This window comes from Pseudomonas fluorescens, from assembly GCF_902497785.1.
GTDB classification, from domain to species: domain Bacteria; phylum Pseudomonadota; class Gammaproteobacteria; order Pseudomonadales; family Pseudomonadaceae; genus Aquipseudomonas; species Aquipseudomonas fluorescens_BO.
This window is the reverse complement of the sequence record NZ_CABVHK010000017.1, coordinates 123572-139328: the sequence shown is the minus strand read 5'-3', so window position 1 is coordinate 139328 and position 15757 is coordinate 123572. Positions and strand designations below refer to the sequence as shown.

General features: G+C 59.1%; 14 protein-coding genes. 3 read left to right on the top strand and 11 right to left on the bottom strand.

The window, feature by feature from the left end:
• The first annotated feature begins 278 nt into the window (after positions 1-278).
• Positions 279-1655: a glutamine synthetase family protein gene (locus tag F8N62_RS24105; protein WP_150713014.1), complete on the top strand. Its 1377-nt coding sequence runs from the start codon at positions 279-281 to the stop codon at positions 1653-1655.
• 227 nt (positions 1656-1882) lie between these two features.
• A complete protein-coding gene (locus F8N62_RS24100) occupies positions 1883-2518 on the top strand; it encodes a TetR/AcrR family transcriptional regulator (protein WP_150713013.1) in 636 nt (211 codons plus the stop codon).
• Positions 2519-2602: 84 nt separating this feature from the next.
• On the opposite strand, the gene F8N62_RS24095 is transcribed toward F8N62_RS24100, so the two are convergent.
• The 9 genes from F8N62_RS24095 to F8N62_RS24055 form a co-directional block, all read right to left on the bottom strand.
• Entirely contained in the window at positions 2603-2818 is a 216-nt protein-coding gene (locus F8N62_RS24095) for a TOBE domain-containing protein (protein WP_003229256.1), read from the bottom strand.
• 33 nt (positions 2819-2851) lie between these two features.
• On the bottom strand, positions 2852-3658 hold the full coding sequence (gene ssuB / locus F8N62_RS24090) for an aliphatic sulfonates ABC transporter ATP-binding protein (protein WP_150713012.1): 807 nt from the start codon (positions 3656-3658) through the stop codon (positions 2852-2854).
• Complete coding sequence (gene ssuC / locus F8N62_RS24085) at positions 3655-4437, bottom strand: aliphatic sulfonate ABC transporter permease SsuC (RefSeq protein ID WP_150713011.1); 783 nt, start codon at positions 4435-4437, stop codon at positions 3655-3657. Before ssuC ends, ssuB begins: the two co-directional genes overlap by 4 nt.
• Before the next feature lie 8 nt (positions 4438-4445).
• On the bottom strand, positions 4446-5594 hold the full coding sequence (gene ssuD / locus F8N62_RS24080; protein WP_150713010.1) for an FMNH2-dependent alkanesulfonate monooxygenase: 1149 nt from the start codon (positions 5592-5594) through the stop codon (positions 4446-4448).
• Between the two features lie 25 nt (positions 5595-5619).
• Positions 5620-6585 (bottom strand): sulfonate ABC transporter substrate-binding protein, encoded by a 966-nt coding sequence (locus F8N62_RS24075; RefSeq protein ID WP_150713009.1) that lies wholly within the window; start codon positions 6583-6585, stop codon positions 5620-5622.
• An 83-nt stretch (positions 6586-6668) separates the two neighbouring features.
• Positions 6669-7262, bottom strand: coding sequence for an NADPH-dependent FMN reductase (ssuE, locus tag F8N62_RS24070; RefSeq protein WP_150713008.1), 594 nt, complete (start codon positions 7260-7262; stop codon positions 6669-6671).
• A 274-nt stretch (positions 7263-7536) separates the two neighbouring features.
• Positions 7537-8175: a peroxiredoxin gene (locus tag F8N62_RS24065; protein WP_150713007.1), complete on the bottom strand. Its 639-nt coding sequence runs from the start codon at positions 8173-8175 to the stop codon at positions 7537-7539.
• A 190-nt stretch (positions 8176-8365) separates the two neighbouring features.
• On the bottom strand, positions 8366-9724 hold the full coding sequence (locus F8N62_RS24060) for an OprD family porin (protein ID WP_150713006.1): 1359 nt from the start codon (positions 9722-9724) through the stop codon (positions 8366-8368).
• Positions 9725-10102: 378 nt separating this feature from the next.
• The gene (locus tag F8N62_RS24055) at positions 10103-11470 is read right to left on the bottom strand and encodes an OprD family porin (RefSeq protein WP_150713005.1); all 1368 of its coding nucleotides are present in this window, start codon (positions 11468-11470) and stop codon (positions 10103-10105) included.
• A gap of 348 nt (positions 11471-11818) precedes the next feature.
• Here F8N62_RS24055 and tauA point away from each other — a divergent pair, with 348 nt between their 5' ends.
• The gene (tauA, locus tag F8N62_RS24050; protein WP_150713004.1) at positions 11819-12808 is read left to right on the top strand and encodes a taurine ABC transporter substrate-binding protein; all 990 of its coding nucleotides are present in this window, start codon (positions 11819-11821) and stop codon (positions 12806-12808) included.
• A gap of 122 nt (positions 12809-12930) precedes the next feature.
• On the opposite strand, the gene argA is transcribed toward tauA, so the two are convergent.
• Both argA and argE read right to left on the bottom strand, forming a co-directional pair.
• Positions 12931-14229: an amino-acid N-acetyltransferase gene (gene argA / locus F8N62_RS24045; protein ID WP_150713003.1), complete on the bottom strand. Its 1299-nt coding sequence runs from the start codon at positions 14227-14229 to the stop codon at positions 12931-12933.
• Positions 14230-14452: 223 nt separating this feature from the next.
• Positions 14453-15625, bottom strand: a complete 1173-nt coding sequence (argE, locus tag F8N62_RS24040) for an acetylornithine deacetylase (RefSeq protein WP_150713002.1) — start codon at positions 15623-15625, stop codon at positions 14453-14455.
• Between the last annotated feature and the right edge of the window lie 132 nt (positions 15626-15757).

Sequence of the window (15757 nt, the reverse complement as noted above, 5' to 3'; positions counted from 1 at the left end):
GAAGCACCCCGGTATTATTGCTGTTATGGGTTTGAATCGAGCTTAGCCTTGTTCATTTTTTTACACAACACCCCCGTAAAAAATACAACACGGCCCGCTCAAGCCCGCGGACGGCAAAGCGCTCAATGGCATAAAAACGCCCCAAAGTGCCTCAAAAAAGCCTCACGGGCGCTTTTTTAGGGCAAAAAAGGCCTCGCTTGACTTCGGCATGCCGTTCGGGTTGACTGAAACCCGAAGAGATCAATGATTGATATTTTTAACAACAAAGGTGTTGCATCATGTCGGTACCCCCGCGTGCCGTTCAGCTTAACGAAGCGAACGCGTTCCTTAAGGAACATCCTGAGGTTCTGTACGTTGACCTTCTGATTGCGGATATGAATGGTGTGGTGCGCGGCAAGCGCATTGAACGCACCAGTCTCCACAAGGTTTACGAGAAAGGCATCAACCTGCCGGCCTCTCTATTTGCTCTGGATATCAACGGTTCGACGGTGGAAAGCACCGGCCTGGGCCTGGACATCGGCGATGCTGACCGAATCTGCTATCCAATCCCTGACACCCTGTGCAATGAGCCCTGGCAGAAGCGCCCGACCGCGCAACTGTTGATGACCATGCACGAGCTCGAAGGCCAGCCGTTCTTTGCCGACCCGCGAGAAGTGCTGGCCAATGTCGTGCGCAAGTTCGACGAAATGGGCCTGACCATCTGCGCCGCATTCGAACTGGAGTTCTACCTGATCGACCAGGAGAACGTGAACGGTCGTCCGCAGCCGCCACGCTCGCCAGTGTCCGGTAAGCGCCCGCATTCGACACAGGTCTACCTGATCGACGACCTCGACGAATACGTCGACTGCCTCCAGGACATTCTGGAAGGTGCGAAAGAGCAAGGCATCCCGGCCGACGCGATCGTCAAGGAAAGTGCCCCGGCGCAGTTTGAAGTGAACCTGCACCACGTGGCCGACCCGATCAAGGCGTGCGACTACGCAGTCCTGCTCAAGCGCCTGATCAAAAACATCGCCTACGACCATGAAATGGACACCACGTTCATGGCCAAGCCTTACCCGGGCCAGGCGGGCAATGGTCTGCACGTGCACATCTCGATTCTTGATAAAGATGGCAAAAACATTTTTGCCAGCGAGGATCCCGAGCAGAACGCCGCACTGCGTCACGCGATCGGCGGTGTGCTCGAGACCCTGCCCGCGCAGATGGCTTTCCTCTGCCCGAACGTCAACTCCTACCGTCGTTTCGGCGCACAGTTCTACGTGCCGAACTCGCCGTGCTGGGGCCTGGACAACCGCACCGTGGCGATCCGCGTGCCGACCGGTTCCTCCGATGCCGTGCGTATCGAGCATCGCGTGGCCGGCGCCGACGCCAACCCGTACCTGTTGATGGCTTCGGTGCTGGCGGGCGTGCACCACGGCCTGACCAACAAGATCGAGCCGGGCGCGCCCGTGGAAGGCAACTCCTACGAGCAGAACGAGCAAAGCCTGCCGAACAACCTGCGCGATGCACTGCGCGAGCTGGACGACAGCGAAGTCATGGCCAGGTACATCGATCCGAAATACATCGATATCTTCGTGGCCTGCAAGGAAAGTGAGCTGGAAGAGTTCGAACACTCCATCTCCGACCTTGAGTACAACTGGTATCTGCATACCGTTTAACGCGATTGCAGTAAAAAAGAACGCCGTCGGCTGATAAGGCCGACGGCGTTTTTTTATGGCCGCCTGCGGCGGATCGCGAGCAAGCTCGCTCCCACAAGGACTTCCTGCTTACTCAAATTTCATTTCGCTGAAGATCAACTGTGGGAGCGAGCTTGCTCGCGATGGCGGCCAGGCAGACAACACAGGTGCCTGCTCGTACAATGCCCGCTGCCCCGCAGGAGACTTCAATGACCCGACTCGCCACCGTTCGCAAACCCCGCGCCCGCAGCCAGGCCCGGATCGATTCGATACTCGATGCCGCCCGCACGCTGCTGGCCGCCGAGGGCGTGGCCAGTCTGTCGATCTACAGCGTCGCCGAGCGCGCGGAGATTCCGCCCTCCTCCGTCTACCACTTCTTCGCCAGTGTCCCGGCCCTGCTCGAAGCGCTGACCGCCGACGTCCATGCCGCCTTCCGCGCTTGCCTGCAAGCGCCCATCGACCACCACGCGCTAAGCGGTTGGCGCGACCTCTCGCGGCTGGTGGAACAACGCATGCTCGACATCTACGACCAGGACGCCGCCGCCCGCCAACTGATCCTCGCGCAACACGGCCTGACCGAAGTCACCCAGGCCGACCGCCAGCACGACATTGAACTGGGCGACCTGATGCACAAACTGTTCGATCATCATTTCGAACTGCCGAAGCTGCCGACCGATGTCGATGTGTTTGCGCTGGCCATGGAGTTGGGTGATCGGGTGTATGCGCGCTCGGTGCAACAGCATGGGCAAATCACGCCGCGCATGGCCGAGGAAGGGATGCGTGTGTTTGATGCTTATCTGGGGCTGTATCTGCCCCCGTATCTGCACAAGCGCGGCGCGCTTTGAAAGATCGCAGCCTTCGGCAGCTCCTACAGGTGTAAGCATCCTCTGTAGGCGCTGCCGAAGGCTGCGATCTTTTGACTGACGCCCTTACAACTTGGCGATCGATACCTCGGTGGATTTCACAAACGCGATCACTTCGCTGCCGACGACCAGCTCCAGCTCTTTCACCGAACGAGTGGTAATCACCGAAGTGACGATGCCGGAAGCGGTCTGCACGTCGATTTCCGACAGCACGTCACCCAATACGATTTCCTTGATCGAGCCTTTGAACTGGTTACGAACGTTGATGGCTTTGATAGTCATGATGTTGATTCCTGTCGTTGGATGAGGCTTGAGTTATTGAGCCCAGCGCAATTGCGTAGGCAAGGGTGAAACGGGTTCCGGTTCCGGCGGTTGGCCGGGTAACGCGAGGACGCGATTGAGGACTTCGGTCTCCAGCGCCGCCAGCCGATGGGAGCCACGAACCCGAGGGCGCGGCAGCTCCACGTGCAGGTCGAGGCCAACTTCGCCCTCTTCGATCAGGATCACCCGGTCGGCAATCGCCACCGCTTCACTGACGTCGTGGGTCACCAGCAGCACGGTGAAACCATGCTTCTGCCAGAGCCGCTCGATCAGTTGCTGCATTTCAATCCGGGTCAGGGCATCCAGCGCGCCCAGTGGCTCGTCGAGCAACAGCAGACGCGGCTGATGGATCAGCGCGCGGGCCAGGGCCACGCGTTGCTTCTGCCCACCGGACAGCGCCGCCGGCCACTCATTGGCGCGGTCCGCCAGGCCAACCGATTCCAGCGCGTCCAGCGCTTGCGGACGCCAGTTGCCCTTGAGCCCGAGACCGACGTTGTCGATGACTTTTTTCCACGGCAGCAGACGCGCTTCCTGAAACATCAATCGCGTGTCTTGTCGCGCATCGCCCAGCGGCGCGGAGCCGGCCAGCAGCTCACCACCGGTGGGTTTATCGAGACCGGCGAGCAAGCGCAACAGGGTGCTTTTACCGCAACCGCTGCGCCCTACCACGGCAACGAATTGACCGGCCGGAATGTGCAGATCGATCTCGCGCAACACCTGCCGCGAGCCGAAGGTCTTTTGCAGTTTGCGCACCACCAGCGGTATCCCGCGCAGCAGGCGTGGAGGTTGTTGAGCGGTCATGCGGCACCTCCTTTGGCAACCTGGTACGCCGGATGCCAACGCAGCCAGACACGTTCCAGTCCACGGGCCGCAAGGTCGGCAAGCTTGCCAAGCACTGCGTACAACAGGATCGCCAGCACCACCACGTCGGTCTGCAAAAACTCTCGGGCATTCATGGCCAGGTAGCCGATACCGGAGCTGGCAGAGATGGTTTCGGCGACGATCAAGGTCAGCCACATGAAGCCCAGGGCGAAGCGCACGCCGACCAGAATCGAAGGCAACGCACCCGGCAGGATCACCTGACGGAACAGGCTGAAACCGGACAAGCCATAACTGCGCGCCATCTCCACCAGCGCCGGATCGACGTTGCGGATGCCGTGATAGGTGTTGAGGTAAATCGGGAACAACGTGCCCAATGCCACCAGAAAAATCTTCGCCGATTCGTCGATGCCGAACCATAGGATCACCAGCGGAATCAGCGCCAGGTGCGGCACGTTGCGGATCATCTGCACCGAGCTGTCGAGCAGGCGTTCGCCCCATTTCGACAGGCCGGTGATGAACCCCAGCACCAGACCAATACTGCCGCCGATCGTGAATCCCAGCGCCGCGCGCCAGCCGCTGATTGCCAGGTGCGTCCAGATTTCGCCGCTGCGCACCAGGCTCACGCCGGCTTCGATGACCGCGATTGGCGCCGGCAGAATCCGCGTCGACAACCAGCCCGCCGACACCGACAACTGCCACACCGCCAACAGCAGAATCGGCAACGCCCATGGCGCCAGAGTGTGAATGGTTTTCTTCATGGCGCGCCTCAGCTTTGGGACGCGGCTTTGGGAAGAATGTCGTTGGCGACCATCTCGCCGAACGGGCTGACGTAGTTGGCGCCCTGAGGCAGCTGCGGACGCTCGATGTCCAGATGCGGAAACAGCAGCTCGGCGACCCGATACGACTCTTCAAGGTGTGGATAACCGGAGAAGATGAAGGTGTCGATGCCCAGGTCCGCGTATTCCTTCACGCGGGCAGCCACGGTCGGACCGTCGCCGACCAATGCCGTACCGGCACCGCCACGCACCAGACCCACACCGGCCCACAGATTGGGGCTGACTTCGAGGTTGTCGCGACTGCCGCCATGCAGCGCTGCCATGCGTTGCTGACCGACGGAATCGAAACGCGCCAGAGACGCCTGGGCGGGAGCGATGGTGTCATCGTCCAGGTGCGAGATCAGTCGATCCGCTGCTTGCCAGGCTTCGGCATTGGTTTCACGCACGATCACATGCAGACGAATGCCGAAGCGCACGGTGCGCCCGAGTTTCGCGGCTTTGGCGCGCACTTGCTCGATCTTCTCGGCCACCGCTGCCGGCGGTTCGCCCCAGGTCAGGACCATTTCCACTTGCTCGGCAGCCAAGTCCTGCGCCGCCTCCGACGAGCCACCGAAGTACAGCGGCGGACGCGGTTGCTGGATCGGCGGATAGAGCAGCTTGGCGCCTTTGACGCTGATGTGCTGACCGTCGTAATCAACGGTCTCGCCTTCCAGCACGCGGCGCCAGATGCGGGTGAATTCCACCGAGGCCTGATAGCGTTCTTCGTGGCTGAGGAACAAGCCGTCGCCAGCCAGTTCCTCCGGATCACCGCCGGTGACCAGGTTAAACAGCGCCCGCCCGCCGGACAAGCGATCGAGTGTTGCCGCCTGACGTGCTGCCACTGTCGGGGAAATGATCCCGGGGCGCAGGGCGACGAGGAATTTCAGGCGCTGGGTCACCGGGATCAGCGACGCCGCCACCAACCACGAGTCTTCGCAGGAGCGGCCGGTGGGAATCAACACCCCGCCGAAGCCCAGACGATCCGCCGCTTGCGCGACTTGTTGCAGGTAACCGTGATCGACGGCGCGAGCGCCTTCGCTGGTGCCAAGGTAATGGCCGTCGCCGTGGGTGGGCAGGAACCAGAAGATGTTGAGGCTCATGGAGTGGTCTCCTTGGGGGTTCGAATTAGTGCGCTTTGGCAACGGCTGCCGGCGGCGTCCAGATCACGTCTTTGATGCTCAACGGTTTCGGAATCAGCTTGAGCTGATAGAAGCTGTCGGCAATTTTCTGTTGCGCGGCGACCACTTCCGGGGTCAGGAACAGCGCTCCATAGCCTTGGCGTTTCATCGAGGTCAGGGTGATGTCTGCCGGCAGGCCGAGCAGTGGCGAAACCTGTCTGGTTACGTCTTCCGGGTTGGCCTTGGCCCATTCGCCAACCGCGCGCACTTCTTCCACGAGGGTCTTGATCACCTCGGGATTTTTCTGTGCATAGGGCTTGGTGGCGAGGTAGAACTGGTGGTTATCGACAATGTCCTGGCCATCGCGCAGGGTGCGCGCTTGCAGTTGCTGTTCGGCGGCCGCCTGGTATGGATCCCAGATCACCCAGGCATCGACACTGCCACGCTCGAAGGCGGCGCGGGCATCGGCCGGCGGTAGGAATACGGTCTGGATGTCGGTGTATTTGAGGCCGGCGTCTTCCAGAGCGCGAACCAGCAGGTAGTGCACGTTGGAGCCTTTGTTCAAGACGACTTTCTTGCCCTTGAGCTCCTTCACCGATTGGATCGACGAGTCCTTCGGCACGAGGATCGCTTCGCTGTGCGGCGCTGGCGGTTCGTAGGCCACGTAGAGCAGATCGGCGCCGGCGGCCTGAGCAAATACCGGAGGCGTTTCGCCGGTGACACCGAAGTCGATGGAGCCGACGTTCAGGCCTTCAAGCAGTTGCGGGCCGCCGGGGAATTCAGTCCATTGCACGTCCACGCCTTGGGCGGCGAGGCGTTTTTCCAGGGTGCCTTTGGCTTTGAGCAGCACCAGCGTGCCGTACTTTTGATAACCGATCCGTAGGGTCTCGGCCTGAGCTTGAGTAATGGCGCCGAAGGACACAGCCGCAGCAAACAGAGCGACCAGACCACGACGCAAAATGACAGTGCGCATAGCGCTCTCCTTTTTGCAGTTGGGTTTTGGCTGCACCTGCTTGCCCGTTAGCGGGCCAGTAAGGTGAGTACATCAATTCGGGCTTAAATGCTCCAGCGAGCACTCAACAAACGTTCGTTCAACAGGTTCGGATCAATCGGCTTTGGCCGTCGCGCCATGGCGCTGAAAAACAGCTCCAGTGATTCGTTCAGTCGTTCTTCCAGCTCCGGCGCCAGCTGTGCCTTGGCGCTGCCCTCACCGTAGCTGATCTGGCTGTCGACGGCGAAAATCCCGTGGAGCATTTCCTGCGCTTTCAAGGCCGACAGCACCGGCTTGAGCGCGTAATCCACCGCCAGCATGTGCGCGATGCTGCCACCGGTGGCCATCGGCAATACCACTTTGTGGGCCAGGGCGCGTTCAGGCAGCAAATCCAGCACGGTCTTCAGTGCGCCGGAGAACGAGGCCTTGTAAATCGGGGTGGCGATCAGCAGGCCGTCGGCGTTTTCAATCTGTTGCAGCAGGTCGATGACCTTCGGGCTATCGAAGCGGGCGTGCAGCAAGTCTTCAGCCGGGAAGTCCCGCACCTGGTAACTCACCACTTCCACACCTTGCTCCTGCAACCAGCGCTGGGAGCGTTCCAGCAGCACCCCGGAGCGGGAGCGTTGGCTGGGACTGCCACCGAGTGAGACAACCAGCATTCAGGCGATTCCTTGAACGGTGTTGGCGATTCGCGGTTTGCGATCTCGCTGAGGTGGATGTGACCTTAACAGGTGATTTATATATCTATAAATCATATTTATTCATTTGGTTATGCGTTTAAGAGATATAAAAAATTTTATTCCAGGCAAAAAAAGGGCCATCTAAATGGCCTGAAATTTCCCTGCTTTGGTGGATGCCTTAAAGATCGCAGCCTTCGGCAGCTCCTACCTGGATCGGTGCGTAGGAGCTGCCGAAGGCTGCGATCTTTTGATCTTAACGATTCGGCTGGGGCGTCAAACGCAGGTACGGCTTCACTGCGCGATAGCCCTTGGGAAAGCGTTTCTCGATTTCCTCCGGATCCTGGAGCGACGGCACGATCACCACTTCATCGCCGTCCTTCCAGTTGGCCGGGGTCGCTACTTTGTAGTTGTCGGTGAGTTGCAGCGAGTCGATCACCCGCAGGATTTCATGGAAGTTACGCCCGGTGCTCGCCGGGTAGGTAATGGTCAAACGAACCTTTTTGTTCGGGTCGATCACGAACAGCGAACGCACGGTCAGGGTGTCGTTGGCGTTAGGGTGAATCAGGTCGTACAGGTCCGAAACCTTGCGATCAGCGTCGGCCAGGATCGGGAAGTTGACGACAGTGTTCTGGGTTTCGTTGATGTCCTCGATCCACTTGTGGTGCGAGTCCACCGGGTCCACGGACAGCGCGATGGCCTTGACCCCGCGCTGGGCGAATTCATCCTTGAGCTTGGCGGTGAAGCCCAGCTCGGTGGTGCACACCGGGGTGAAGTCCGCAGGGTGGGAAAACAGCACGCCCCAGCTGTCGCCCAGCCACTCATGGAAACGGATTGTGCCAGCGCTGGATTCCTGCTCGAAGTCGGGGGCGATGTCGCCGAGTCTGATGCTCATGGTGGGCTCCTGAGGAGTGGGTGGTAGGAATCAACTGTAGCTTGGCTTTCAGATTTTATAAAAAGAATAAATAAAGAGTTTATTAGATCGATAAGAAATATAAACATCGATTCACCCAACCCCGAAAACGCAAAAGCCCCGCCCGGCGTGATGCCGGGCGGGGCTTTTTTCAGCGATTACGCGAGCGCTGTTACAACAGCGGGATCGAGTAGCTGAGGATCAGGCGGTTTTCATCCTGGGAGCGAACGCCCGGGATGTTGGTCCGCCAGGTAGCGTTTTTCCACATGAAGCCAACGTTTTTCAGCGGGCCTTCCGGGACGACGTAACCGACAGTCAGGTCGCGTTCCCATTCAGTGCTGTTGTTACCTGCAGGCACTGTGGCGCTGACACGGTTGGTATCGATATCGTCGCCGCGCAAGTAAACCAGGCCGGCGGTCAGGCCAGGCACGCCTACTTTGGCGAAGTCATACGAATAGCGTGCTTGCCAAGTGCGCTCGCCGGCACGGCCGAACTTCTGGATTTGCATGTCGGTGATGGTGTAGTTCGACGAACCGTCGCCCTGGTTCAGCCAAGGGAAGTCGCTGCTGCCGTTGCTGACCTGATAACCGCCACCGAAGGTGTGACCGGCCACGGAGTACAGGAACAGGCCGCTGTACAGGTTGTTGTCGACCTTGCCTTTACCAGTTGAAGTGTTGCTGTAGTTGCCCGAGCTGAAGTACAGCGGGTCGTGACCGTTGGCACCGTCATCCGAACTGTTGAAGTAACGCAGGTCAGACTTCAATACGCCTGGACCGATTGCCCAGTTGTGCACCAGACCCAGGAAGTGTTGCTTGTAGAAGTCTTCCAGGTTGCCGTAGTAGTACTGGGCGGTCAGGTCTTTGGTGATTTTGTAGTCACCACCGGCGTAGATGAACTTGTTGCTGTTGGTGATACGCGGTGACGCACCATTGATCGACAGATTTTCGTTGTTGCTGGAGTTGCGACCTTTCACAGCCTCAATCTGACCGCCAACCAGGGTCAGGTCCTTGATTTCGCCAGAGGTGATCTGACCACCCTGCCAGGTTTGTGGCAGCAGACGACCGTCGTTGGTCACGATTACCGGGTTCTTCGGCTGCAGCGTACCCAGCTTCAGTTCGGTCTGCGAGATCTTGGCTTTGGCGGTCAGGCCCAGGCTGGAGAAGTTATCCACCGCTTGGCCGTTAGACTCGCTCGGAAACACAGTGCCACCGTAAGCGGTGCCAGGGTTGCCATTCGCGGCAACGTTGCCGTTAGTGCCGCCGCCGGAGTCCAGCCGTACACCCAGCAGGCCGATGGCGTCGATACCGAAACCGACAGTGCCTTGGGTATAGCCGGAAATGAAACGCAGATCGAAGCCTTGGCCCCACTCTTCGTTTCGACTTGGTTGGGCAGTACCGTCACGGTTATCCGTGTTGATGTAGAAGTTACGCAGCCCCAATGTTGCCTTGCTGTCTTCGATGAAACCGGCGGCGCTTGCCTGCTGCGCCAAAACCCCAACGGCCACAGCCATGGCCAAGGTGGACTTGTTCATTGTTTCGCTCCTCTCGTTTCTAATTTTTTCGGTCCTGAGTCGAATGCTCCGGATCCTGAAATGTGCAGTCAAAGCAAAATCGTGCCCCATGGTCCATCCCTTCCGATGCGTCTAGATCAAGGGTCTGGCCACGGTGTTATGGGCCCGCATGGTAAACCTATAACAATTTATTTCACTGCTTTTTCATGCCATTTGGAAATAAAAACCGGCACTTATATCGCTAGGGACACAGGGTATCGGCCCCGATGGCATGCACTTTAGGGGTTTTGATTAAAAGCTAAAAAGAATAATAAATTCCTATGTAAGGTCGAATTGGAATATTAAAAAAAGAATGAAAAAAAGCCCCGCCCGCCGGCGAGGCTCTCTCGGTGAAGCGTGTTACAGGAAGCTGTAGGTGTAGTTGAAGATCAGGCGGGTTTGGTCCTGGGAGTTGATGCGGGAAGAGTCTGTAAGCGCGTTCGGAGTGTCACCACGGTAAGTGCCGTGACGCAGCGTGGCACCGAAGCCTTTCAATGAACCCGTCTGGATCACGTAATCCACTCGCAGATCTCGCTCCCACTCGGTCAAGTCTTTACCCACGCCATTGGCCGCTTTGATGTTCTCGCCGCGCAGATAGGCAGCCGAGGCCTTCAGGCCTGGAATCCCCAGCGAAGCGAAGTCGTACGTGTACTGACCGAAAGTGGTGTTCTCGCCAGCACGGACGAAGCCGTTGATCATGGCGTCTGTAAATAGATAGAAGCTCGAGCCGCCCGCGCCTTCATTGCGGCCATTGCCGTCGACTACGTTGCCCTGGTTCAGATATACGAAGCCACCGTCATCGCTGACGCGTTGGTGACCGACCAGGAAGGCGTTGCCACCCAAGGTGTAGGTGAACATGGCGCTCCAGGTGGTGTTATCAACCTCGCCCGGGGTCTTGGCGTAACCATTGTTGTTGTTGAAGCGATAACCAGCATCACCATTCTTGCCGTCGGAGCTGCTGTCAAAGTAGCGCAGGTCGGTCTTGAAAGACTGGGTAGCGCTGATCGGGAACACATGCACCAGGCCAAAGAAGTTTTGCTTGTAATAGTCTTCCAGGTTGGCGTGGTAGTACTGCAGCGTCAGGTCTTTGGTCACTTTCCAGTCGGCACCGGCATAACGGAACTGGTTGCTTTCTTTCGCAGTGCCAAGGGTAGAGATGGCCAGCCCGGTGGTGTTGGACGAGGCACGGCCCTCGGCATGTTCGAGTTGACCGACGTTGAACGTAAAATTGTCGATCTCTTTCGAGGTGATGGTGCCACCTTCGAAAGTCTGAGGCAGCAGACGGCTGTCGTTCGCAACCAGGATCGGCATGTTCGGTTGCAGCGCGCCACCCAGGTGGGCCTCGGTCTTCGAGATGCGTGCCTTGACGTTACCGGCTACGCGGCTCCACGGGTCGGAGGCCGAACCGTCGCTGTCGCTTGGGAAGAACGTGTTGTTATCCGGGTGATGGCCCTTGCCACCGTCCAGATGGATCCCGACCAGCGCCTGGGCGTCAAAACCAAAACCGACTACGCCCTGGGTGAAACCCGACAGGAAATCGAACTTGAAGCCCTGCGCGGTCTCTCGCTGATTGTTCGCAGGAGTAGAAGGACCTTCGCGGGAATCGGCGTTGTAATACATCGTGCGAGAACTGACGGAAGCCTTACTGTCTTCGATGAAACCTGCGGCGCCTGCCTGCTGCGCCAAAACCCCTACGGCCACGGCCAAGGCCAAGGTGGACTTGTTCATTGTTAAGCTCCTCTCGTTTCTAATTCTTGTGTTCCTGGCCCTGAGTCAAGTGCCCGGGATCCTAGGATTTGCGATTAGCGCCGGACCGTGACCTTCAAGTCAATCGTAACCTTGTGTGTCTACGACCATGGTCTAACCCCCATCAATTCGGTCCTTGCAGGGCTATGAACGCCTCATAAACCTAAAAAGAAGCACTCCACTTTTTTTCATTCCATTTCGGTATTGCGCCAAGCGATGCCTCATCACAAGAGCCGCTCATAAGCTAATTCCCAAAAGGTATTTATTGGCCGTTTTTTAGATCGATTAGATTCAATGCACCCCGCATCTCATCTCATCGAAGGCTCCGCCATGACGACCAAGCGCGCACTATCCAGCCCAATTGTTACAGTTTGTGTATCGGTTTTATTTTCTTTGAGCGCTCAGGCAGCGGACCTCACAGTCGGCTACCAGACCGGCATCGACCCGAGCAAAGTCCCGCAGGCGGATGGACTGTACGAGAAAACCATTGGCCAGAAAATTGACTGGCGTCGTTTCAATAGCGGTCCTGAAGTGGTTACGGCGATTGCCTCTGGCGACGTGCAGATCGGCAACCTCGGCTCAAGTCCGCTGGCCGCAGCGGCCTCGCGCAATCTGCCGATTGTCGCGTTCATTGTTTCTGCGCAGATCAATGCCGCCGAAGCTTTGGTGGTGCGCAATGGCAGCGGGATTGATAAACCGCAAGATCTGATCGGCAAGACCATCGCCACGCCTTTCGTTTCGACCTCTCACTACAGCTTGCTGGGCGCGCTGAAGCACTGGGGCCTGGATGCCTCGAAAGTCAAAGTGGTGAATTTGCAGCCGGCGGAAATCGCCGCGGCCTGGAAGCGCGGCGACATTGATGGCGCGTTCGTCTGGTCACCGGCGCTGGGGGAAATTCGCAAGACCGGCAAGACCTTGACCGACGCTGCACAGGTCGGCCAATGGGGTGCACCGACGTTCGAAGTCTGGGTAGCGCGCAAGGATTACGCCGAGAAGCACCCGGACGTCGTGGCGAAATTCGCCAAGGTCACCCTGGATTCGTTCGCCGAATACGCCGCGCACAAAGACAGCTGGACCGCCGATTCGGTACCGGTGCAGAAAATCGCCAAACTGACCGGTGCCAATGCCGCCGATGTGCCGGAGCTGCTGGCCGGTTCTGCCTTCCCGGACGCCAAGGCCCAGCAAACCACCGCACTGCTGGACGGCGGCACGGCGAAAGCGATTGGGGAAACGGCGAAGTTTTTGAAGGAACAAGGCAAGGTTGAAACGGTGCTGGCGGATTACTCGCCGTATGTCAGTGCGAAGTTCGTCACCGAGTAACACACCGACCTGTAGGAGCGAGCTTGCTCGCGATGGTCGTCAACGATAACGCTGGAAACCTGACACCCCGCGGCGTTCTCAAGTTTTTCGCGAGCAAGCTCGCTCCTACAGGGTCCGTGTGATTACAGGGTTTTTTCGAAGATCTTCGAATTACGCTGATAGTTGTACAGCGAAGCCCGCGCCGACGGCAGGCGCTCGACGCTGCTCGGCACAAACCCGCGCTCACGGAACCAGTGGGCAGTGCGGGTGGTGAGGACGAACAAGGTGTTCAAACCCTGCGCCCGGGCGCGGGTTTCGATTCGCTCCAGCAACTCGTCCCCACGACCACCATGACGGTACTCCGGGTTTACCGCCAGGCACGCCAACTCTCCAGCATCCGAATCGGCAATCTGATACAGCGCTGCGCAGGCGATGATCATGCCTTCGCGTTCGACCACGCTGAATTGCTCGATCTCGCGCTCCAGCACCTCGCGCGAACGACGCACCAGAATCCCCTGCTCTTCCAGCGGGCTGATCAAATCCAGCAAACCGCCGACGTCCTCGATCGCCGCTTCGCGTACGATCTCGAATTGCTCCTGCGCCACCAGCGTCCCGCCACCGTCGCGGGTGAACAGTTCGGTGAGCAGCGCGCCATCTTCGGCGTAACTGACGATATGACTGCGCGCCACACCGCCCCGGCAAGCCTCGGCCGCGGCATCCAGCAGTTCGCCCTGATAGTTGCTGCCCAGACGCTGCAAATGCGCCGGCACTTGTTGCGGACGCAGCTCACGCACCAGGCGCCCGTTCTCATCGATCAAGCCCGGGTCGGCGCCAAACAGGAGCAACTTATCTGCACCCAGATCGATGGCCGCGCGGGTGGCCACGTCTTCACAGGCGAGGTTGAAGATCTCACCGGTCGGCGAGTAGCCCAGCGGCGACAGCAGCACAATCGAGCGCTCGTCCAGCAGACGGTTGATGCCCTTGCGGTCGACCCGGCGCACTTCGCCGGTGTGGTGATAGTCGACGCCTTCGAGCACGCCGATCGGCCGAGCGGTGACCAGATTGCCGCCCGCCACCCGCAGGCGCGAGCCCTGCATCGGCGACGAGGCCATGTCCATCGACAGCCGCGCTTCGATGGCGATGCGCAACTGGCCGACCGCATCGATCACACATTCAAGGGTCGCGGCATCGGTGATGCGCATCCCGTGGTGGTAATGCGGGGTCAGGCCACGTGCGGCGAGGCGGGTTTCAATTTGCGGACGGGAACCGTGAACCAGCACCAGTCGCACCCCCAGACTGTGCAACAACACCAGGTCGTGGACGATATTGCCGAAGTTCGGATGCTCCACGCCGTCGCCGGGCAGCATGACGACGAAGGTGCAATCGCGGTGGGCATTGATGTAAGGCGAAGCGTGACGAAGCCAATTAACGTATTCGGGCATGAACCTGGGCCTGTAATAAATAGCAGCCAAAAAATGGGCGAAGCGGAAAACGCACAACGGGCTGATGGTTATCGTCGGAACAGGCTTGGCGACACGCGCGCTCTCCTCATGGATACGGGTTTGAACACCGGCAATTTAAACGCGACCCCGGTAGGAGCTGCCGAAGGCTGCGATCTTTTGATCTTGAGAATAAAAGTCAAAAGATCGCAGCCTTCGGCAGCTCCTACGGGGCTTGCGTTCGATCAACAGAGGCCGGGGTCAGGCAGTAATGTTCAATCAACTGTCGTAATAGATGCACGGTAGGCTGCAAACGTGACATTTCGAGGTATTCCCCCGGTTGGTGAGCGCAGGCGATGTCGCCCGGGCCAAGCACCAGTGTCTCGCAGCCAAGTTGCTGAAGATAAGGCGCTTCGGTGCCGAACGCTACTGCTTCGGCGCGATGGCCGGTGAGCTTTTCCGCGATGCGCACCAATTCGGCGTCTTCGGCCTGCTCGAAGGGCGGCACTTCGGGAAACAGCGGCGCGTAATCGATCTTCACCTGATGCCGTTCGGCTACCGGTTTGAGTCTCTGCAGAATCTCCGCGCGCAGCGCCTTGGGGTCCATGCCGGGCAACGGACGCAGATCGAACTCGAGCGAGCACTGCCCGCAAATCCGGTTGGGGTTGTCGCCACCATGAATGCAACCGAAATTCATGGTCGGCATCGGCACCCCAAATTGCGGATTGCGAAATTCGCGCTGCCACAACAGGCGCAAGCCGCGCAGTTCACCGATGGCATCGTGCATGGCTTCGAGGGCGCTATGACCCAGGCGCGGGTCCGAGGAATGGCCGCTCTGACCGAGAATGTCGATGCGCTCCATCATGATGCCCTTGTGCATGCGGATCGGCTTCAGGCCAGTCGGCTCGCCGATCACCGCTGCCCGGCCCAGCGGACGGCCGGCTTGGGCCAAGGCGCGCGCGCCGGACATCGAGCTTTCTTCATCGCAGGTGGCGAGGATCAGCAACGGCTGCTTGAACGGCTGGTCGAGCAAGGGCAAGACGGCTTCGATGGCGAGGGCGAAAAAGCCTTTCATGTCGCAACTGCCCAAACCGACCCAGCGGCCATCGACCTCGGTCAGTTTCAGCGGATCGGTCTGCCACAACGCTCCATCGAACGGCACGGTGTCGCTATGCCCGGCCAGCACCAGACCACCCGGGCCGGAACCGAAGCTGGCCAGCAGGTTGAATTTGCCAGGGCTGACCTGCTGGATGTCGCAGGCAAAACCCAGATCGCCGAGCCAGGTCGCCAGCAAGTCGATCACCGGGCGGTTGGTTTGATCGAGGCTGGCCTGGGTACAGCTGACAGACGGTGCGGCGATCAGCGCAGCGAACTGATCTTTCATGGAAGGCAAAGGCATCGCTGACTCCAACTCCGAATTGAAGTCCATCATAGAGCCATCCAGTGACAGGAATAAACCGTCGCGCCGCATAGGGCCTGTTGAGTCCTGTACACTGCACGACCTTGGCAGCCACACATTTCCCCGGCTGCG